We start from the raw sequence: 17793 nt of genomic DNA, 5'->3' as shown, positions 1-17793 counted from the left end.
GCCGCGTGAAAACTCCGTATTCTGCGGGCCACCCTGTAGCTGATGCGAGTGACTGCGATGCGCCTGGCTTTATTCGACCTGGACAATACCCTCCTCGGTGGCGACAGCGACCATGCCTGGGGTGACTACCTCTGCCAGCGCGGCATTCTCGACCCGGTTGCCTATAAACAGCGCAATGATGGCTTCTACCAGGACTACCTCAACGGCACCCTGGATTTGCAGGCCTACCTGGCCTTCTCCATGGAAATCCTTGCGGCTACCCCTGCGGCCCAACTCGATGAATGGCACCGCGACTTCATGCGCGACTGCATCGAGCCGATCATCCTGCCCAAGGCCCTGGCCTTGCTGCAGCAGCACCGCGAGGCGGGTGACCAGCTGGTGATCATTACCGCCACCAACCGCTTCGTCACTGCGCCGATTGCCAAGCGTTTGGGCGTGCGGGTGTTGCTGGCGACCGAGTGTGAGATGCGCGATGGCCGCTATACCGGGCGTAGTACCGATATACCGTGCTTCCGTGAAGGCAAGGTGACGCGGCTGGAGCGGTGGATGCTGGAGAACGGCTTTGACCTTGAGGACAGCTATTTCTACAGCGACTCGATGAATGATTTGCCGTTGTTGCAGCGGGTGACGCATGCGGTGGCAGTGGACCCCGACCCGAACCTGCGGGCTGAAGCCGAGAAGCGTGGGTGGCCGGTGGTTTCGCTCAGGGCTTGAGATTGCCGGGGCCGCTTTGCGGCCCATCGCGACACAAGGCCGCTCCTACAGGGGAATGTGTATCCCTGTAGGAGCGGCCTTGTGTCGCGATGGAGGGCGAAGCCCTCCCCCGGCCTCAGACTGGCTTGGCCCCCATCAGCCCGGCAATGGACAGGAAGCACACCCCGCTGAACACCGCCAGCACCAGGGTAAACCGCAACCCCACCACTTCAGCCTTGCGCAGCCGGTTCAGCCGCACCAGCAGCCACCACACGGCAAACGCGCCGAAGGTATAGATGACGCTGGACGCCAGCACCCAGGTCTGCCCCAGCGGCCAACCCACCAGATGCACCAGCCACCAGCCGGTGAACGGCATGCTCACCAGGCACAGGCCCATTACCAGCCAGACGAACAACAGCGGCCGGCGCAGCAGCTTGGCGTAGGCCTCGGCATCACCTTGCCGGCGGGCACGCACGGTCCAGATAACCAGGCCAAGGGCGCCCAATAGCAGCAGGGCGGTGGCGATGATGTGCAGGGTCTTGAGGGTGGTCAGGTGTTCCATGTCACTGTGTCCTTGAGCAGGCCATTTCGTGCTGGCTTCTTCGCGGGCTTGCCCGCTCCCACAGGGACATCACACGCCTGAGGCCTGCGCAGTACCTGTGGGAGCGGGCAAGCCCGCGAATAGGCCCTAAGGCCTAGCTTAGCCGCTCAGCCCAGGAACAGCTTGTAGGCCGGGTTTTCGGTTTCGTCCCAGTACGGGTAGCCAATCTTGGCCAACGCCGCCGGCACCAGGTGGCGCTCATCCTCCGGCACCTGCAACCCCGCCACCACGCGCCCGTCAGCCGCGCCATGGTTGCGGTAATGGAACATCGAGATGTTCCAGCGCCCGCCCAGCTTGTTAAGGAAGTTGAACAACGCCCCCGGCCGCTCGGGGAACTCGAAGCGCAGCACCATCTCGTCGCTGGCACCGGCCGAATGCCCGCCGACCATATGGCGAATATGCAGCTTGGCCAGTTCGTTGTCGGTCAAGTCGGTAACCGGGAAGCCCTGCTCGGTCAGGTGCTGCACCAGCGCCGCTCGCGGGTCGCTCTCCGGGTGCGTCTGCACCCCGACAAAGATGTGTGCCTCGTCAGAGGTGTGCTTGCGGTAGTTGAACTCGGTGATCTGGCGCTTGCCGATGGCCTCGCAGAAAGCTTTGAAGCTGCCCGGGCGCTCGGGGATGGTCACGGCAATGATCGCTTCGCGCTTTTCACCGAGCTCGGCACGCTCGGCCACATGGCGCAGGCGGTCGAAGTTGACGTTGGCACCGGAGTCGATGGCCACCAGGGTCTGCCCGGCCACGCCGTACAGCTCTACGTACTTCTTGATGCCCGCCACGCCCAACGCGCCGGCAGGTTCGGTGATCGAGCGGGTATCATCGTAGATATCCTTGATGGCCGCACAGATCTCGTCGGTACTGACGGTAACGACTTCATCCACATGATGACGGCAGATATCAAAGGTATGCTGGCCGATCTGGGCTACTGCTACGCCATCGGCGAACAACCCGACCTGCGGCAGCACCACGCGCTCACCCGCCGCCATTGCCGCCTGCAGGCAGTTGGAGTCGTCCGGCTCGACGCCGATCACCTTGATTTCCGGGCGCAGGTACTTCACGTAGGCGGCAATGCCGGCAATCAGGCCGCCACCGCCCACTGGCACGAAGATGGCATCCAGCTGGCCAGGATGCTGGCGCAGGATTTCCATCGCCACGGTGCCCTGCCCGGCGATGGTGTGCGGGTCGTCGTAGGGGTGAACGTAGACAAAGCCCTTTTCGTCCACCAGCTTCAGCGAATAGGCCAGCGCCTCGGGGAACGAGTCGCCATGCAACACTACCTTGCCACCGCGTGAGCGCACACCTTCGATCTTGATCTCAGGGGTGGTCTTGGGCATTACGATAGTGGCCTTTATGCCCATCTCACGCGCAGCCAGGGCCAGGCCCTGGGCGTGGTTGCCGGCCGAGGCGGTAACCACGCCGCGGGCCAGTTCTTCCGGGCTCAGCTGGGCCAGCTTGTTGTACGCCCCGCGGATCTTGAACGAGAACACCGGCTGCAGGTCTTCGCGCTTGAGCAAAATCTGGTTGCCCAGGCGCTTGCTCAGCTGCCCGGCGCTCTGCAACGGGGTTTCGACGGCAACGTCATAGACGCGCGAGGTGAGGATCTTCTTGACGTACTGTTCGAGCATCGGGAACGCATCACTGGGCCGCGGGACAAGGGCTGGGAGTCTACCCCAGCGCTACGTCGGGCGACCACAGCAAAGCCGCCCAAGCCGTTATACTAGGCAACTTTGAAAACCGCCCTGCCCCTTTTCGGAGCCCGCATGACCCAGGACCAACTCAAACAGGCCGTCGCCCAGGCCGCTGTCGACTTCATTCTGCCCAAGCTGGATGAAAAGAGCGTCGTCGGCGTCGGTACCGGTTCGACCGCCAACTTCTTCATCGACGCCCTGGCTCAGCATAAAACCGCCTTCGACGGCGCAGTCGCCAGCTCCGAAGCCACCGCCCAGCGTCTGAAAGGCCATGGCATCCCGGTCTACGAGCTGAACAGTGTCAGCGAGCTGGAGTTCTACGTGGACGGTGCCGACGAGAGCGACGCGCACCTGAACCTGATCAAGGGCGGCGGCGCAGCCCTGACCCGCGAGAAAATCGTCGCGGCCGTGGCCAAGACCTTCATCTGCATCGCCGACGGCAGCAAGCTGGTACCGGTGCTGGGCGCCTTCCCGCTGCCGGTCGAAGTGATCCCGATGGCCCGCAGCCACGTGGCCCGCCAGCTGGTGAAGCTGGGCGGTGATCCGGTTTACCGTGAGGGCGTGGTGACCGATAACGGCAACGTGATCCTCGATGTGCACAACCTGCAGATCACCAACCCGGTGGAGCTGGAAGCGCAGATCAACGCCATTGTTGGCGTGGTGACCAACGGCCTGTTCGCGGCGCGGCCGGCGGACCTGCTGCTGCTGGGTACTGCTGAAGGTGTGAAGAGCCTGAAGGCCGAGTAACCTTCTTCGCGGGCACGCCCGCTCCCACAGGGATATCAACAGGCCTGGAAGTCTGTGGAGATCCTTGTGGGAGCGGGTTTACCCGCGAATAGGCCCTTACAGGCAATCAATTTTCAGGCTGTTTGAACACATAGAACAGGTTCGGCTCACTGACCAGGTAAATGGTCCCTGCTTCATCCATCGCTATCCCCTCCGCCTGCGGCACCGTCGCCTGCAACCCCTGGAACCCCTTGCGCAACGACAAGGTACTCAGCGGCCTGCCCTCAACATCCAGCTCCAGTACCAAACGCGACTCGTCCGACAGCGCCAGCAAGTGCCCGCTGCGCTCATCGAACTGCAAGCTCGACAAATCCCGCACAAACAGCCGCGCATCACGCTTGCGGTCCTGCACCACATGCACGGCGTAAGGCTTTTCCGGGTTGTCATGCGGGAAGCCGTGCACCTCGTAGATCAGCATCGGGTCACGCTCCTTGGCCACGAACAGGCGCTTGCCCGCCGAATCATAGGCCAGGCCCTCAAAACCCTTGTTGCCGTTCAGGCCGATGCCCAGGCTAAGCTGCTCGGCGTCACCGGCGTCGAGGAACATGGTGTCGTCCTCCAGGCGCACGCGAATCAGCCGTTGCTGGCGCTCGTCGGTGATCACATAGCTGTTGGGCCCCACATACTCCACGGCTTCCGGGTCGCCGAAGCCGGTCAGCGGCACCCGGCGCAGGATGCGGCCGTCCAGCGACAGCTCGATCAGCTCGGAACGGGCATTGGTGACCGTGAACAGGGTCTTGCGGTCGGGGTCGTAGGTCAGCGCCGAGATGTCGTCATCCAGCCCTTCGACCGGCTTGGCCTCCACCACCACCCGGTAGCGGTCCAGGCCAATGCTCTGCTCGGCGGGCTGCCACCAGGTCTTGAGGTTGAACCAGCCACGCTCGAACAGGCGAAACTCCTGACCGGCCCAGCCAAGCAGGAACAGGCCGACAACGGCCATGACAAGAAACAGGCGAACAATACGGCGCATGAAGGCAGACTCGACACAGGGATGGCGAATCTAACCATTAACGGCTGAAGCAAAGCTTAATGCCAGCGTCAGGCAAATCTGATGATGCTGTCAGTTCTTCTTGAAGCGATAGAACAGCGCCGGCTCGCTGACCATGTAGAGGTTGCCCTTGTCGTCCATGGCCACGCCTTCAGCGCGCGGGATGGTGTCTTCAAGCCCGTTGAAGCCACCCAGCAAGGTCATGAAGCTGACTTGCTGGCCCTGTTCGTCCAGCTCCAGCAGCATGTTGGAGTCGGCCGAAAGCACCAGCAAGTGACCGGTACGCGGGTCGACACCCAGCGCCGAGAGGTTGCGCAGGTCGAGCTCGTCACTGGGCATCGCCTGTTTGTCACCCGTGAGCGGGCTGCGGCCGTCGGTGTTCCAGGTATACAGCTTGGGCGGGCGCTCCTCGCCGAGGATCAGGCGCTGGCGCAACGGGTCCCAGGCCACCGCCTCGAAGCCCTTGTTGTTCTTCACCGACGGGCCCAGGTCGTGACTCTGGAAGTCGTCGTGGTTCAACGAGGTGGTCTGCGCATCCACCTTGACAACGGTCAGGTCATGCAGCCGCTCGTCGGTGATGGCCAGGTAGCCGTCTTCCAGCACGGCGACGCCTTCCGGGTTGTTCCAGCCGTTGAGCGGGATCTTGCGCAGTACATCGCCCTCCAGGCTCAGCTCGACCAGGATCGGGTTCTTGCCCATGACTGCAAACAGGGTACGGGTACGCGGGTTGAAGGCCACGTCGGAGGCTTCGTCATCGTCCATGCCCGGCAGCGGCTTGGCATCGATGTCCACCTGGTAGTCCGGCAACCACACGCTTTCACTGCGCTCGGCGGTGCTCTCGAAGCTTTCTTTCACCCACAGCGCGCCGCGGTCATCCCAGTGCATGGCAACGGCCACGCCATAGCCGATCACCGCCGCCACGGCCAGGCCGAAGGGCCAGCGCAGGTAGAAGCGACGCTTGGGGGTTGCCGGGGCGCTGGAGGGTGATGGCATGCGAGGTTCCTGGGGAAATGGGCGTAGGTGCGCGCATTATCCGGATCAGGTGTGAAAAATCGGTAAACAGGTCTGGCCTTTTCGCGGGCACGCCCGCTCCCACAGGAACCGCGCAACACTCAAGGGCGGCGCTGTACCTGTGGGAGCGGGCGCGCCCGCGAAGAAGCCAACGCGGTCTTGAATCAGAGCACCCGGCTTTCGAAGCGGCTCACACCCGGCAGCTCGAGCACCAGCTCATCCCCCACATTGAACGGCCCCACACCCGCAGGAGTACCGGTCAGGATCACATCCCCCGCCTGCAGCGAAAAATGCGCCGCCATGTACTGGATCATCGGCACGATCGGGTTCAGCATCATCGCGCTGTTGCCGTCCTGGCGCACTTCGCCGTTGACGGTCAGGCGCACCGGGATGTCGGTGACGTCCTCGAAGCTGCCGGCCGAGACGAACGGCGGCAACACGCAGGCGCCGTCAAAGCTCTTGGCCAGCTCCCACGGCAGGCCCTTCTCTTTCAGCTTGGCCTGCACGTCGCGCAGGGTCAGGTCCAGCGCCGGGGCGTAGCCGGAAATGGCGTCCAGCACTTCTTCTTCGGTCGGATGGGTCGACAGCGGCTTGCCCAGCAGCACCGCAATTTCCGCCTCATAGTGCACCGAACCACGCTCGGCCGGGATCTTGAAGCCACCTTCGGCCGGCACCACGCAGCTGCCCGGCTTGATGAACAGCAGCGGCTCGGTGGGGATCGGGTTGTCCAGCTCCTTGGCATGCTCGGCATAGTTACGGCCGATGCACACCACCTTGCCCAGCGGGAAGTGAATGCGTGTGCCGTCTACGTACTGGTGCTGGTAACTCATGGCCGACTCCTCTGGATACTGCTTTTTATTCAGGAGCAAAGATCTTACCCGGATTCATGATGCCGTTAGGGTCGAACACGGCCTTTATTGCCTTCATGCAGGCGATTTCTTCGGGTGAGCGGCTGTAGCCCAGGTAGTCGCGCTTGGTCATGCCCACGCCGTGCTCGGCCGAGATCGAGCCGTTGTAGCGTTTGACGATGTCGAACACCCACTTGTTGACCTTGGTGCACGAGGCAAAGAAGTCATCCTTGCTCATGTGCTCCGGCTTGAGGATGTTCAGGTGCAGGTTGCCGTCGCCGATATGGCCGTACCACACCACTTCGTAATCCGGGTAATGCTTGGCAACGATGGCGTCGATATCACGCAGGAACGCCGGCACTTTCGACACAGTGACCGAAATGTCGTTCTTGTACGGTGTCCAGTGCGAGATGGTCTCCGACAGGTACTCGCGCAGCTTCCACAGGTTTTTCAGCTGGGTTTCGCTCTGGCTCATCACCCCGTCCAGCACCCAGCCCTGCTCGACGCAGTGCTCAAAGGTAGCCAGGGCTTCGTTGGCCACTTCCTCAGTGCTGGCCTCGAACTCCAGCAGCGCATAGAACGGGCAATCGGTCGCAAACGGTGCCGGCACATCGCCGCGCGCCAGGATCTTGGCCAGGCCCTTGTCGGAGAAGAACTCGAAGGCGGTCAGGTCCAGCTTGCCCTGGAAGGCATGCAGCACCGGCATGATCGAGTCGAAGTCCGGTGTGCCCAGCACCATGGCGGTGAGGTTGCGCGGTGCGCGGTCCAGGCGCATGGTCGCCTCGACCACGAAGCCCAGCGTGCCTTCGGCGCCGATGAACAGCTGGCGCAAGTCGTAGCCGGTGGCGTTCTTGATCAGGTCTTTGTTCAGTTCCAGCAATTCGCCCTTGCCGGTGACCACTTTCAGCCCGGCGACCCAGTTGCGGGTCATGCCGTAGCGAATCACCTTGATACCGCCGGCATTGGTACCGATATTGCCGCCAACCTGGCTGGAGCCGCTGGAGGCGAAGTCCACCGGGTAATAAAGGCCCTGCTCTTCGGCGTAGGCCTGCAACTGGCGGGTGATCACGCCTGGTTGGCAGACCACGGTGCGGTCGAAGGCGTTGAAGCCGAGAATCTGGTTCATGTAGTCGAAGGAAACCACAACCTCGCCATTGGCCGCCACGGCGCCGGCAGAAAGGCCGGTACGCCCGCCAGAGGGCACCAGCGCCACCTTGTGCGCATTGGCCCAACGCACAATCGCCTGCACCTGTTCTACTGTCTTGGGGAACACGATGGCGCTGGGCGCCGGCGGGTAATGCTTGGTCCAGTCCTTGCCATAGGCCTCAAGGGAAGCCGCGTCAGTCAGGACCTTGCCAGGGTCGACAAGGGTCATCAGTTCTTCAATTACAGCGGGGTGGGTCATCGCTGGAACTCTCGACTTATTCATAGTCACCCTGAGCACTCTTCACCTGTCGGGATAAGCTCAGATTGTGTCGCGTATGCTAGCATAGCCCTCCCGCTGTTCATGCTAAGGCTGCCCTCGCGCCTGGCATCACCCCTCGCCATTTTTTCTCCGGGATACAGGTTTACGCAGATGAGCAAGACTTCTCTCGACAAGAGCAAGATCCGGTTCCTTCTTCTTGAAGGTGTGCACCAGAACGCAGTCGATACCCTCAAGGCTGCCGGCTACACCAACATCGAATACCTCACTGGTTCGTTGCCGGAAGCCGAGCTGAAGGAAAAGATCGCCGATGCCCACTTCATCGGCATCCGTTCGCGCACCCAGCTCACCGAAGAGATCTTCGACTGCGCCAAGAAACTGGTCGCCGTTGGCTGCTTCTGCATCGGCACCAACCAGGTAGACCTGGAAGCGGCCCGCGAGCGCGGTATCGCCGTGTTCAACGCGCCGTACTCCAACACCCGTTCGGTGGCCGAACTGGTACTGGCCGAAGCCATCCTGCTGCTGCGCGGCATCCCTGAGAAAAACGCCTCCTGCCACCGTGGCGGCTGGATCAAGAGCGCGGCCAACTCGTTCGAAATCCGCGGCAAGAAGCTGGGCATCGTCGGCTACGGCTCGATCGGTACCCAACTGTCGGTCCTGGCCGAGAACCTGGGCATGCAGGTGTACTTCTACGACCCGCTGACCAAGCTGCCACTGGGCAACGCCGTGCAGGTCACCAGCCTGAACGAGCTGTTGGGCCTGGCCGACATCGTCTCGCTGCACGTGCCTGAGCTGCCATCCACCCAGTGGATGATCGGCGAGAAGGAAATCCGTGCAATGAAGAAGGGCGCGATCCTGATCAACGCCGCCCGTGGCACCGTGGTCGAGCTGGACCACCTGGCCGCCGCCATCAAGGACAAGCACCTGATCGGCGCCGCCATCGACGTGTTCCCGGTCGAGCCGCGTTCCAACGACGAAGAGTTCGAAAGCCCGCTGCGCGGCCTGGACAACGTGATCCTGACCCCGCACATCGGTGGTTCCACCGCCGAAGCCCAGGCCAACATCGGCCTGGAAGTGGCCGAGAAGCTGGTCAAGTACAGCGACAACGGTACCTCGGTGTCCTCGGTCAACTTCCCGGAAGTGGCCCTGCCAGCGCACCCAGGCAAGCACCGCCTGCTGCACATCCACGAAAACATCCCGGGCGTGCTCAGCGAGATCAACAAGGTGTTCGCCGAGAACGGCATCAACATCTCCGGTCAGTTCCTGCAGACCAACGAGAAAGTCGGCTACGTGGTAATCGACGTTGACGCCGAGTACTCCGATCTGGCCCAAGAGAAACTGCAACAGGTCAAGGGCACCATCCGCTCCCGCGTACTGTTCTAAGTTCGCTGGCAGCATGAAAAAGGGAGGCCCTGGTGGCCTCCCTTTTTTTTGCCGATGAAATCGACGTCGCCAGCTTCGCGGGCTTGCCCGCTCCCACAGGATCAGCGCAAACCCGAGGCTCACGGGATCCCTGTGGGAGCGGGCGAGCCCGCGAAGAATCCAGCGCTTACTTCACGTCGACAGTAATCTTCTGCGACTCGACGCTTGGCTTGAACGGCACATGATACTGGTCACCCAGCACCAGCTGCAGGGTGTGCTTGCCCGGGGTCAGGGTAATGCTGGTTTCGGTCTGTGCTTTACCGAAGTGCAGCACTTGCGGCCCGGCTGGCAGCGCGGTGCCGGCCTCTGGCATCAGGCTGGTCGGCAGCGGCATGTCGGCAACCGGCTCTTTGTCCACATCCACCAGCAGGTGGTGGTGCCCGGTATGCGGGGTCTGGTCACCGGCAGGCTTGAGGCCCATACCCTCGATGCCGAACTTGACGGTGAAGGTCTTGTCGACTGTTGCACCATCGGTGGGGGAAACGATGAAGACCTTGGCCTCCTTGGGCGGCTCCTGGCTCTTCAGGGCGTCCGCAGCAACGGCGAAAACCGACGCTCCCATCAGCAGACCGGCAACGGCAGCACGCGAAAATAGGCTGTTCATTCACTTCTCCTGTGATTCACTTATTGACCGCAGCCTGTCATCCGGCGGCGGCGGTAGTTCACCTTAGTTGAATTATTCGCCAAGGTGTTCCCATTGTCTGACAGAAATATTTCGGTCAGGGTTAAACAATGCCGAGGCTTCAAGGTCATAGGCTGCGCTCGATCACGGCGAGGAAGAAAGCCGTGGCGAAAGTTATTCATCTGCTAAACGAAAAGGGGCATTCATGCGTTCGACCATAGGGGTACTGCTGGCAGTACTGATCAGTCCATTGGCCCAGGCGGAGCTGATAGACGAAATCGCCGACCGGGGCGAACTGCGCATTGCCGTACAGGCTGACAATTCGCCGTACGCGTTCAAGCAAGACGATCACCTGACGGGTTTCGATATTGAATTTGGCCAGGACCTGGCCAGGGAACTGGACTTGCGCGCCGAGTTCGTCGAAAGCCCTGCTGCTGAGGTATTGAGCGGTGTCGAGAGTGGTAAGTACGACATTGCGCTCACACCGCCAAGTGAATCGCTCAAAGGGGATGGCCCGCTTGATGTGAGCCTGCCGATTGGCGAGAAGAAGCTGGTGATCCCGTTCCAGAAGGACAACCCGGCATTCGAGAGTGCGGTGAACAATGCGCTGCAGCGCCTGAAAGACAGTGGGCGCACGGCTGAGCTTGAGCAGAAGTGGTTCAAGGGTGTGCAGGAGACTGCGGCCGGGCAGTAAGTTATCCAGTGCCTGTCCCGGCCTCTTCGCGGGCACGCCCGCTCCCACAGGATCACCACATGACTCGAGATCTGTGCAGTACCTGTGGGAGCGGGCGCGCCCGCGAAAGGGCCGGGACAGGCTTAAACTGAAAGCCCAGCCAGCGCCCGTTGCGCCTGTTCCAGCTCCAGCTCACTGAACACCAGCACCCCCGCCCGCCGCAGCAACGCCGTGGTCACCCCTTCCCCCGCCACCTTCACGCCACTGAACGTGCCGTCATAGGTCAACCGGTTGCCACACGAAGGGCTACCCGACTTCAGCACCGCCACGCCAATGCCATGCCGCCGCACCAACTCCAGCGCCAGCTGCGCCCCGGCCACAAACTCGGCACTCACATCTTCGCCCGTCACGGTGATCACCTGCGCCCCACCATCAAGCACCTCGCCGCCCTGCCCGCCCGGGATCTCCGCAGGCGGGCGCGGCGTCGGCAAGCCACCGGCTACCTCCGGGCACAACGGCACCACGCGCCCTTCGGCCTGCCACTGCTGCAACAGGTCGGGATGGCCACTGGCGCGGCCGTCATAACGCACCGGCTGCCCCAGCAGGCAGGCGCTGACCAGCACCTTGGGCAGGTTAGAACGGGTCATTGCCACGGCGCCGGAACCAGCCGGTCAACGACAGCCGCTCACGCCCGGCCGGCAGCACCTCGTGGGGCACTTCACCCGACAGGAACACCACCAGGCAACCCGCCACCGGGTCGACGTCGTGCTCTACGCCCTCTGCGAGGAACATGCGCAACTGGCCGCCGTCTTCTGGCTGCCAGCCTTCATTCAGGTACAGCACGGCCGACACCATGCGCCGGTCATCGTCGCGAAAGCGGTCCAGGTGCCGGCGATAGAATGCCCCCGGTGGATACAGGGCAAAATGGCTTTCGAAGTCTTCCAGGCCCAGGAACAGGCCCTGGTTGATGGCCAGGCGCAACTGGTCCATGGCCGCCAGGTACTGGTCGCAGGCCTCTGCCTGCCCCGGGTCGATCCACTGGATCTGATCGCCGCGGATGGCCTCGCGCACCTCCTGGGCAACCCCGCGCCCAACCCCTGCGGGGTTGAGTTCGCCTTCGGCATCACGGCGCCGGCATTCGGCTGCCAGCGCGCGCACCAGGTCGGCAGGCAAAAACAGCGCCTGCTGGGACCAGCCATGGGTGGCCAGATCGTCGACGACGGCCGCAAGCATCGGGTGTTCAGGGGAGTTGTGCATGGCGCGCATCATATCCATTAGCCATGCCGGCGCACAGCGCCACTTGGCCGAGAAACTCGCGGATATCTCGACAAACCGGCGCCGGGCCAAGGACAATAGCCACCTGCCGACAGGAGTCCTGAATGCGCCGTCTGTTTTCCCTGATTCTGCTGATGATCTGCACCATGCCTGTCTGGGCAGACAACCTGGATCAACTGTACAAGGCCGCCGGCTGGCCCGACCAGCGCGCCCACTTCAACGATGCCCTCACCGCTGCCCAGGCGCGCTACCGCAACAGTTTGCCACCCGCCGTGTACCAGGCGCTGGTCAACAACAGCAACCAGCGCTTCCAGGCCCAGGCGGTGGACCGTCGTGCCCAGGCGCAGCTGCGCGCTACCTTGGCCAATCCGGCACCGGCCCTGGCGTTCTTCCAGTCGCCGCTGGGGCGCAAGGTAGTGGCAGCCGAGCTGAAGGCCACACGCAAGGACGAACTGGCCAAGAATGCCAAAGGCCTGCCGAAGATCCAGGCCAGCGACGACCGCCTGCTGGTCATCGGTCACCTGGCACAAGCCCTGCCAGCGCGTGAAGCCGGCGCCGAAGTCAGCCTGGCCATCGCCGGCGTGGCCGCCGACAGCCTCAGTTCGATGATCCCCGGCCTGTTTGGCGGCGGCCAGGCCCAGGGCCTGCTCGACGGCCAGCGCCAGCGCCTGATGAACCAGATCGGCGAAGACCTCAACAACACCCTGCTGTACGTTTACCGCGACCTGTCCGACGCCGAGCTGGAAGAGTTCGCCACCTTTGCCGAGTCACCCGACGGCAAGGCGTACTACCAGGCTGCCCTGGCCGCCGTGCGCGCCGGCCTGGCGGTTGGCCAGAACAGCAACGACCTGAAGTGATCAACCCAGGCGCTGGTCGATGAAGTCGAAGTAGCGCTGGCGAATGCCCGGCAGCTCGTTGGCCAGGTGGTGGCGGGCCTCGGGCAGCATCAATATCTGCGGCTCGGCAAACTTGGCCTTGAGCACTTCAAGGTTGTAGGGCCAGTCCACCGTGCCATCGGCCTCCCCCTGCACAATCAACGGCCGCCGCGAGCTGCGCGGCGCGGCCTCGATGCGTTTGACCCAGGCGATCAGTGCGCCCACCCAGGCGGTCGGCAGGCGCCGCGGTTGCAGCGGGTCGGCCTGCAGGAATGCCAGGAAGCCCGGGTCGTTGGTGTTTTCGCTGAAGCGCCGTTCGATACCGTTCACGAAGTGACGCAGCACGCGGTAGCTCAGTTTCGACCAGCGCCAGGAGCAAGGCCTCACCAGCGGTGCCAGCAGGATGACCTGCCCGTCGATCGGGCTGCGCACACCTTGGTGCAACAGGTGATCCACCGCAATGGCACCGCCAGTGCTCTGCCCGCACAGGTGCCAAGGGCGCGGCAGTTGCAGCGTAAGCGCCTGTTCGAACAGCGCCTCCAGCACCTGTTGATACACCGCGAAATCACTGATGCTGGCCCGTTCGCCACTGGACAGGCCGTGGCCGGGCAGGTCACAGCTGATCACCGCGAAACCCTGCTTGAGCGCCCAGTCGATCACATGCCGATACAGGCCCATGTGGTCGTAATAGCCGTGCAGCAGAAACAGCGTCGCGCCTGGCTGTTCGGGTAACCAGGCCTGCCCGACCAGGTCGAACCCCGCCGCCTGGAAACTGCCCAGCCAACTTTGTGCAGGCAAGTTCAGGCCGTAGAAGCGCTGGTAGTCCTGCGCTTCGGCCGTTAACGGCTGGCGAGCGGTAAATAGCGCCAGGCGGCTGCGCAGGTGGTCGGGGTGAAAAGCAGCGGGCATCGAGCACATCCACATTGATGCAATGTATTGATCTGGAATCTTCAGCTCTGGCCGGCGTCATGGCAAGCTTGGGCTATGTGTCACCTGTACTGGCCCTATCGCCGGCAAGCCAGCTCCCACAGGTTATCCTCCAGCCTGAGGTCAGCGGATAACCTGTGGGAGCTGGCTTGCCGGCGATAGGGCCAGTGAACCCACCACAAGATATCCGCGGACATCCATGCAGACGCGACTCGTCAAACCAATCTTGATTGCCCTTGCCCTGCTGCTCTGCACCGCTCTGCTCTGGCAGGCCTACACCACCTTCCAGGCCCGCTACCTGCGCCCGTTCGACAACCAGACCACTCTGTTCGACGGTAGCCAGTTGCAACTACCCGCCGAACTGGCCGGCCCTGGCCCAATCCGCGTGGTGCACTTCTGGGACCCGTCCTGCCCCTGCAACGTCGGCAACCAGCAGCACCTGGGCGACCTGATCAGCCAGTTCGCCGACCAGGGCGTAAGCTTCCATGTGCTGCAAAAACCCGGCAGCCACGGCCAACTGCCCGCCAACCTCACCACCCTCAAGCCCCTCGCCAGCCTGCCCGGCAGCGAACACTTGCCCGCTTCCCCGGCCGTAGCCATCTGGGACAAACAGGGCCACCTCGCCTACTTCGGCCCCTACAGCGAAGGTGCGGTGTGCAACGCCAGCAACAGTTTCGTGGAGCCGATCATCAAAGCCTTGCTCGAAGGGCGGCCGGTGCAGGCAAGCAACACCTTAGCGATAGGGTGCTACTGCCCCTGGTAGACAGTGGGTACCCCATAGATATCTACAGCATCGAACCACGGGAGGATTTCCGTAACGACATACAGATCAACGGAGAAACTGTATGTCACAGCAAGGCTTCACCGAGCTTCCCAACAGCCATGTTTACGGCAACCGGCCGATTTTCGTCCCTGGCGTTTTCTGGGGCCACAACCGCATACCGGTACCGCATCAGCTGGTATCCAGCTTCCGCCCAGGCAGCCTGGTCATCGACCTGATTCCACAGATCGAAAACGACAAGCGCCAGGTCAAGGAAGCCCATGAGCGGCGCCAGGCCGAACTTGGCCAGGACATTGAGCAAGCCATAGCCACTCAGGCCGGCTCACTGGCAGGGCTGAGCGAAGTCCAGGCAATCGAGCGAAAAATCGCGGCTATCAGCCAGCTTCAGGCGCAGCTTGGGCCGCGCCTGCAGGCTGCCCGTCAACAGGCCCACAGCTTCTACGGCAATGACCCGGAGCATCGTACCTTTCACGACTTCCTGGCAGTCACCCGCAACCCCAACGGGCCAGCAGACCCGCGCACCGCGTGGCTCGCATCCTACCAGGCCGCGTTCGAAGCCAAGTTGCTTGAGCAGCAAAGCAGCGAGTTGATCCAGCGCCAGCACCAACTTCGCAGCGCGTTGTCCGCAGCCAGGTTCAAGGAAAGTAACAACCGCAAGATCGATCAAACGCTGAATCTAGCCGAGCAAGCACTGGTACGCATTCTTGCTACCAGCCATGAGTTCCAGACAGCACGCAGTGCGCTGCAGAACTTGCTCACTGCCTTCGCTCGCCACCAGCACGAGGACATCGCCGAGGAAGCGGCACTGGAGCACAGCCGCGAACTGGAGCGAGAGACCTCGGACATGCTCAAGGCGAAGGCTCGCCTGACACGGGCGCACGCCACCTGGGGCAGGCTTCATGGCCTGTTGAGTTCCGAAGCCCGCGCGATCGATTTCGCCTTGCGGGTGACGGCCGTGGGCGCTTCCGCAGACCGACGGGCCGAGTTGCTTGCCCTGCAAGCTGAGGTGCAAGCCCAGGCGGCCGAGCATGCAAGCAGGGCGCCTGCCGAAGGGCCGGGCGTAAAGCAGCTGCGAGATCAGGCGGACACTGCCCTGCATGCCGCCTTCGACGAGCAGGCATTACTCGCAGCACTCTCGGGCCAAACACCAAGCAATACCCCGATCACCTTCAACGCCTGGACTGCCAGCACCAGCCATCCATTGATAATGAGCGCCTCGCGCGGTGGCACAGCGCAGTTCGAACCGATCTGGGAGAGCCTGGCCGAGACGCTCGCCAAGGCCGGGCAGCGCCTGCTAGCGGGCGCTCTGCTAAGAGCTGTCAGGTATGTATCACTGATGCTTTACGCCACGCGCCTGGGCGATGGCGAGCGCATGGGTGTCACCGTTCCGCTGGCTATGATGTCGCCCGATGCGGACCTGACTCACGAGGCAAACCGTAGGGTTGGCCAGGCCCTTGAGCTGCCGCTGCGGATGAATGCCATCCCGCAAGGCAACCAGACCGAGCTGTACCTGGCAGCCACTGATGGCAGCGGCCTGCTGCGTGACGTACGTGTGCGCCAGGCTCAGTGGGATATCACCCACGGCGCCTATCGTTTTACCGCTGAAGGCCCGGGTGGTGCGACGCTGCTTTGGCACCCCGCAACGCCCCCCCTCGACCTTGGGCCAGTATGACGACGAGAGGGGCACCTACATACCGGGCGCAACCATCGTAGAAGACCTGCAAAAATACCTGCCGGGCAACATCATCGTTCCTCCTGAACCGGATATCCGCACCTTCCCCGCGCTGCCCGACCTGCACATTGATGACTATGTCATCGTCTTCCCGGCAGACTCGGGACTGGCGCCGATCTATGTGATGCTGCGCAACCCGCGGAACTTGCCAGGGGTTGCCACTGGCAACGGCATTAGCACACCAGACAGGGTGCTGGATGCAGCCACCACTGCAGCGGGGGCGCCGATTCCTACGAGGATTGCGGACCAGTTGAGGGGGCGGCGCTTTAGTAGGTTCGATAGGCTAAAGGAAGCAATCTGGATAGAGATTGCTGCAGATGAAACCTTTAGTAAGCACATCGTACCCGCAATGCTAGACGACATGAAAAAAGGCCTCGCTCCATTCGCCAATCGTGAACAGCGAGTAGGAAAGCGAGTCAAACTGGAGATCCATCACAAGCATGAAATCTCGAAAGGTGGTGCCGTATATGATGTCGACAACTTGGTCCTCATGACACCCAAAGTCCACATAAACCATCATAGAGGGAACAATCAATGACGATGAAGCAGAGTTTGTCAGACTATACAGAGCCTGAGTTTCTCGCGTTGGTGTCTGACTTGTATGAAGACCGAACTGGCCTCAATGGTGCCGATCTGGAAAAGCACCGGATTGAAACAGTCCTCCTCTTCGAGAAGTTGACCGAGCACCCAGATGGGTCCGACGTGATTTATTACCCTCCAGAAGGAGCGGATGTCAGCCCCCAGGGCGTCGTCAACCGCGTCAAAGCCTGGCGCGCCGCCAACGGCAAACCCGGTTTCAAACCCGCCTGACCCAAAGCCCTGCAGCCAGTACCGCAGGGCTTTTTACTTCATATGCGCACCCGCGCCGGGTTACCCACCACTGTCGCACCCGCCGGCACGTCGCGGGTCACCACACTCCCGGCCCCCACCACGGCGTTGTCGCCAATGCTCACCCCCGGCAGGATGATCGCCGCACCGCCTATCCACACGTTGTTGCCGATGGTCACCGGCCGCCCGCTCTCCAGCCCGCTGCGCCGCAGGTCAGGGTCAAGCGGATGGTCGGCGGTGTAGATCTGCACATTCGGGCCGATCTGGCAGTCGTCACCGATACGCACCGGCATCACGTCGAGGATCACACAGTTGAAGTTCATGAAGGTATTGCGGCCAACGCTGATGTTGTAGCCGTAGTCACAATAAAACGGCGGGCGAATCACCGTGCCTTCGCCGGCCTGGTTGAAATGTTCAGCCAACAGCCCGTGACGCGCCGCGTTGAGTAGTTCGACGCTACTGTTGTAACGGTGCATCCACTGTTTGTTGGCGACCTGCTCGGCCTGCAGCTCGGGGCAGCCAGCGTGGTAGAGCTGGCCGGTGAGCATTTTCTGTTTTTCGCTGAGGGACATGGAAACTCCTTCCGGGGGCTATGCTCTGTTCGCGAATCCGCTGATGATCGG

General features: G+C 62.4%; 20 protein-coding genes. 9 read left to right on the top strand and 11 right to left on the bottom strand.

The features are described from left to right. Positions 1-57: 57 nt before the first annotated feature. Positions 58-714, top strand: a complete 657-nt coding sequence (locus ACIQUI_RS03815; protein WP_403195062.1) for an HAD family hydrolase — start codon at positions 58-60, stop codon at positions 712-714. Between the two features lie 115 nt (positions 715-829). Here ACIQUI_RS03815 and ACIQUI_RS03810 read toward each other — a convergent pair whose 3' ends face one another. Together ACIQUI_RS03810 and ilvA are read right to left on the bottom strand one after the other, a co-directional pair. Further along, complete coding sequence (locus ACIQUI_RS03810; protein ID WP_403195060.1) at positions 830-1255, bottom strand: DUF2269 domain-containing protein; 426 nt, start codon at positions 1253-1255, stop codon at positions 830-832. A gap of 146 nt (positions 1256-1401) precedes the next feature. Then, positions 1402-2916: a threonine ammonia-lyase, biosynthetic gene (ilvA, locus tag ACIQUI_RS03805; RefSeq protein ID WP_391130469.1), complete on the bottom strand. Its 1515-nt coding sequence runs from the start codon at positions 2914-2916 to the stop codon at positions 1402-1404. 135 nt (positions 2917-3051) lie between these two features. Here ilvA and rpiA point away from each other — a divergent pair, with 135 nt between their 5' ends. Continuing rightward, positions 3052-3726 carry a ribose-5-phosphate isomerase RpiA gene (gene rpiA / locus ACIQUI_RS03800; protein ID WP_016502110.1) on the top strand — a complete coding sequence of 225 codons (675 nt, stop codon included), beginning with the start codon at positions 3052-3054 and terminating at the stop codon, positions 3724-3726. 106 nt (positions 3727-3832) lie between these two features. On the opposite strand, the gene ACIQUI_RS03795 is transcribed toward rpiA, so the two are convergent. The 4 genes from ACIQUI_RS03795 to ACIQUI_RS03780 all read right to left on the bottom strand — a co-directional run bounded on the left by ACIQUI_RS03795 (position 3833) and on the right by ACIQUI_RS03780 (position 8017). Next, the gene (locus ACIQUI_RS03795; protein ID WP_403195057.1) at positions 3833-4735 is read right to left on the bottom strand and encodes an SdiA-regulated domain-containing protein; all 903 of its coding nucleotides are present in this window, start codon (positions 4733-4735) and stop codon (positions 3833-3835) included. Between the two features lie 90 nt (positions 4736-4825). Beyond that, on the bottom strand, positions 4826-5746 hold the full coding sequence (locus ACIQUI_RS03790; RefSeq protein ID WP_403195055.1) for an SdiA-regulated domain-containing protein: 921 nt from the start codon (positions 5744-5746) through the stop codon (positions 4826-4828). Positions 5747-5928: 182 nt separating this feature from the next. Further along, positions 5929-6594 (bottom strand): fumarylacetoacetate hydrolase family protein, encoded by a 666-nt coding sequence (locus ACIQUI_RS03785; protein WP_400612583.1) that lies wholly within the window; start codon positions 6592-6594, stop codon positions 5929-5931. A 25-nt stretch (positions 6595-6619) separates the two neighbouring features. After that, positions 6620-8017: an FAD-binding oxidoreductase gene (locus tag ACIQUI_RS03780; RefSeq protein ID WP_403195053.1), complete on the bottom strand. Its 1398-nt coding sequence runs from the start codon at positions 8015-8017 to the stop codon at positions 6620-6622. Between the two features lie 171 nt (positions 8018-8188). Between ACIQUI_RS03780 and serA the strand changes: the two genes are divergently transcribed. Beyond that, positions 8189-9418: a phosphoglycerate dehydrogenase gene (serA, locus tag ACIQUI_RS03775; protein ID WP_016489694.1), complete on the top strand. Its 1230-nt coding sequence runs from the start codon at positions 8189-8191 to the stop codon at positions 9416-9418. A 166-nt stretch (positions 9419-9584) separates the two neighbouring features. Here serA and ACIQUI_RS03770 read toward each other — a convergent pair whose 3' ends face one another. Then, positions 9585-10061, bottom strand: coding sequence for a DUF4399 domain-containing protein (locus ACIQUI_RS03770; RefSeq protein ID WP_403195051.1), 477 nt, complete (start codon positions 10059-10061; stop codon positions 9585-9587). A 223-nt stretch (positions 10062-10284) separates the two neighbouring features. On the opposite strand from ACIQUI_RS03770, the gene ACIQUI_RS03765 reads away from it, so the two are divergent. Further along, entirely contained in the window at positions 10285-10773 is a 489-nt protein-coding gene (locus tag ACIQUI_RS03765; RefSeq protein ID WP_403195049.1) for a transporter substrate-binding domain-containing protein, read from the top strand. Positions 10774-10895: 122 nt separating this feature from the next. Here ACIQUI_RS03765 and ACIQUI_RS03760 read toward each other — a convergent pair whose 3' ends face one another. Together ACIQUI_RS03760 and ACIQUI_RS03755 are read right to left on the bottom strand one after the other, a co-directional pair. Next, positions 10896-11399, bottom strand: a complete 504-nt coding sequence (locus tag ACIQUI_RS03760) for a DUF523 domain-containing protein (protein ID WP_403195047.1) — start codon at positions 11397-11399, stop codon at positions 10896-10898. Continuing rightward, on the bottom strand, positions 11386-12018 hold the full coding sequence (locus ACIQUI_RS03755) for a 2OG-Fe(II) oxygenase (protein ID WP_403195180.1): 633 nt from the start codon (positions 12016-12018) through the stop codon (positions 11386-11388). Before ACIQUI_RS03755 ends, ACIQUI_RS03760 begins: the two co-directional genes overlap by 14 nt. A gap of 113 nt (positions 12019-12131) precedes the next feature. Between ACIQUI_RS03755 and ACIQUI_RS03750 the strand changes: the two genes are divergently transcribed. Continuing rightward, the gene (locus ACIQUI_RS03750; RefSeq protein WP_403195046.1) at positions 12132-12884 is read left to right on the top strand and encodes a DUF2059 domain-containing protein; all 753 of its coding nucleotides are present in this window, start codon (positions 12132-12134) and stop codon (positions 12882-12884) included. On the opposite strand, the gene ACIQUI_RS03745 is transcribed toward ACIQUI_RS03750, so the two are convergent. Continuing rightward, on the bottom strand, positions 12885-13811 hold the full coding sequence (locus tag ACIQUI_RS03745; protein WP_403195045.1) for an alpha/beta hydrolase: 927 nt from the start codon (positions 13809-13811) through the stop codon (positions 12885-12887). 217 nt (positions 13812-14028) lie between these two features. On the opposite strand from ACIQUI_RS03745, the gene ACIQUI_RS03740 reads away from it, so the two are divergent. The 4 genes from ACIQUI_RS03740 (at position 14029) to ACIQUI_RS03725 (ending at position 17152) form a co-directional block, all read left to right on the top strand. Continuing rightward, positions 14029-14592 carry a DUF6436 domain-containing protein gene (locus tag ACIQUI_RS03740; protein WP_403195043.1) on the top strand — a complete coding sequence of 188 codons (564 nt, stop codon included), beginning with the start codon at positions 14029-14031 and terminating at the stop codon, positions 14590-14592. Positions 14593-14674: 82 nt separating this feature from the next. Then, positions 14675-16282, top strand: coding sequence for an S-type pyocin domain-containing protein (locus tag ACIQUI_RS03735; RefSeq protein ID WP_403195042.1), 1608 nt, complete (start codon positions 14675-14677; stop codon positions 16280-16282). Continuing rightward, positions 16269-16880 (top strand): S-type pyocin domain-containing protein, encoded by a 612-nt coding sequence (locus ACIQUI_RS03730; RefSeq protein ID WP_403195040.1) that lies wholly within the window; start codon positions 16269-16271, stop codon positions 16878-16880. Before ACIQUI_RS03735 ends, ACIQUI_RS03730 begins: the two co-directional genes overlap by 14 nt. After that, complete coding sequence (locus ACIQUI_RS03725; protein WP_403195039.1) at positions 16877-17152, top strand: bacteriocin immunity protein; 276 nt, start codon at positions 16877-16879, stop codon at positions 17150-17152. Before ACIQUI_RS03730 ends, ACIQUI_RS03725 begins: the two co-directional genes overlap by 4 nt. Before the next feature lie 38 nt (positions 17153-17190). On the opposite strand, the gene ACIQUI_RS03720 is transcribed toward ACIQUI_RS03725, so the two are convergent. After that, positions 17191-17742 (bottom strand): sugar O-acetyltransferase, encoded by a 552-nt coding sequence (locus ACIQUI_RS03720; RefSeq protein WP_403195037.1) that lies wholly within the window; start codon positions 17740-17742, stop codon positions 17191-17193. Between the last annotated feature and the right edge of the window lie 51 nt (positions 17743-17793).

This window comes from Pseudomonas sp. NPDC090592 (genome assembly GCF_044769185.1).
In the GTDB taxonomy this organism is placed as follows: Bacteria; Pseudomonadota; Gammaproteobacteria; order Pseudomonadales; family Pseudomonadaceae; genus Aquipseudomonas.
Note: the sequence above shows the minus strand (reverse complement) of the source record. Positions and strands in the feature narration are given on the sequence as shown.

Excerpts from the sequence above, each read along its gene's own strand:
- ACIQUI_RS03815 (WP_403195062.1), top strand. The coding sequence starts at position 58 with ATGCGCCTGGCTTTATTCGACCTGGACAATACCCTCCTCGGTGGCGAC.
- ACIQUI_RS03810 (WP_403195060.1), bottom strand. The coding sequence starts at position 1,255 with ATGGAACACCTGACCACCCTCAAGACCCTGCACATCATCGCCACCGCC.
- ilvA (WP_391130469.1), bottom strand. The coding sequence starts at position 2,916 with ATGCTCGAACAGTACGTCAAGAAGATCCTCACCTCGCGCGTCTATGAC.
- rpiA (WP_016502110.1), top strand. The coding sequence starts at position 3,052 with ATGACCCAGGACCAACTCAAACAGGCCGTCGCCCAGGCCGCTGTCGAC.
- ACIQUI_RS03795 (WP_403195057.1), bottom strand. The coding sequence starts at position 4,735 with ATGCGCCGTATTGTTCGCCTGTTTCTTGTCATGGCCGTTGTCGGCCTG.
- ACIQUI_RS03790 (WP_403195055.1), bottom strand. The coding sequence starts at position 5,746 with ATGCCATCACCCTCCAGCGCCCCGGCAACCCCCAAGCGTCGCTTCTAC.
- ACIQUI_RS03785 (WP_400612583.1), bottom strand. The coding sequence starts at position 6,594 with ATGAGTTACCAGCACCAGTACGTAGACGGCACACGCATTCACTTCCCG.
- ACIQUI_RS03780 (WP_403195053.1), bottom strand. The coding sequence starts at position 8,017 with ATGACCCACCCCGCTGTAATTGAAGAACTGATGACCCTTGTCGACCCT.
- serA (WP_016489694.1), top strand. The coding sequence starts at position 8,189 with ATGAGCAAGACTTCTCTCGACAAGAGCAAGATCCGGTTCCTTCTTCTT.
- ACIQUI_RS03770 (WP_403195051.1), bottom strand. The coding sequence starts at position 10,061 with ATGAACAGCCTATTTTCGCGTGCTGCCGTTGCCGGTCTGCTGATGGGA.
- ACIQUI_RS03765 (WP_403195049.1), top strand. The coding sequence starts at position 10,285 with ATGCGTTCGACCATAGGGGTACTGCTGGCAGTACTGATCAGTCCATTG.
- ACIQUI_RS03760 (WP_403195047.1), bottom strand. The coding sequence starts at position 11,399 with ATGACCCGTTCTAACCTGCCCAAGGTGCTGGTCAGCGCCTGCCTGCTG.
- ACIQUI_RS03755 (WP_403195180.1), bottom strand. The coding sequence starts at position 12,018 with ATGCGCGCCATGCACAACTCCCCTGAACACCCGATGCTTGCGGCCGTC.
- ACIQUI_RS03750 (WP_403195046.1), top strand. The coding sequence starts at position 12,132 with ATGCGCCGTCTGTTTTCCCTGATTCTGCTGATGATCTGCACCATGCCT.
- ACIQUI_RS03745 (WP_403195045.1), bottom strand. The coding sequence starts at position 13,811 with ATGCCCGCTGCTTTTCACCCCGACCACCTGCGCAGCCGCCTGGCGCTA.
- ACIQUI_RS03740 (WP_403195043.1), top strand. The coding sequence starts at position 14,029 with ATGCAGACGCGACTCGTCAAACCAATCTTGATTGCCCTTGCCCTGCTG.
- ACIQUI_RS03735 (WP_403195042.1), top strand. The coding sequence starts at position 14,675 with ATGTCACAGCAAGGCTTCACCGAGCTTCCCAACAGCCATGTTTACGGC.
- ACIQUI_RS03725 (WP_403195039.1), top strand. The coding sequence starts at position 16,877 with ATGACGATGAAGCAGAGTTTGTCAGACTATACAGAGCCTGAGTTTCTC.
- ACIQUI_RS03720 (WP_403195037.1), bottom strand. The coding sequence starts at position 17,742 with ATGTCCCTCAGCGAAAAACAGAAAATGCTCACCGGCCAGCTCTACCAC.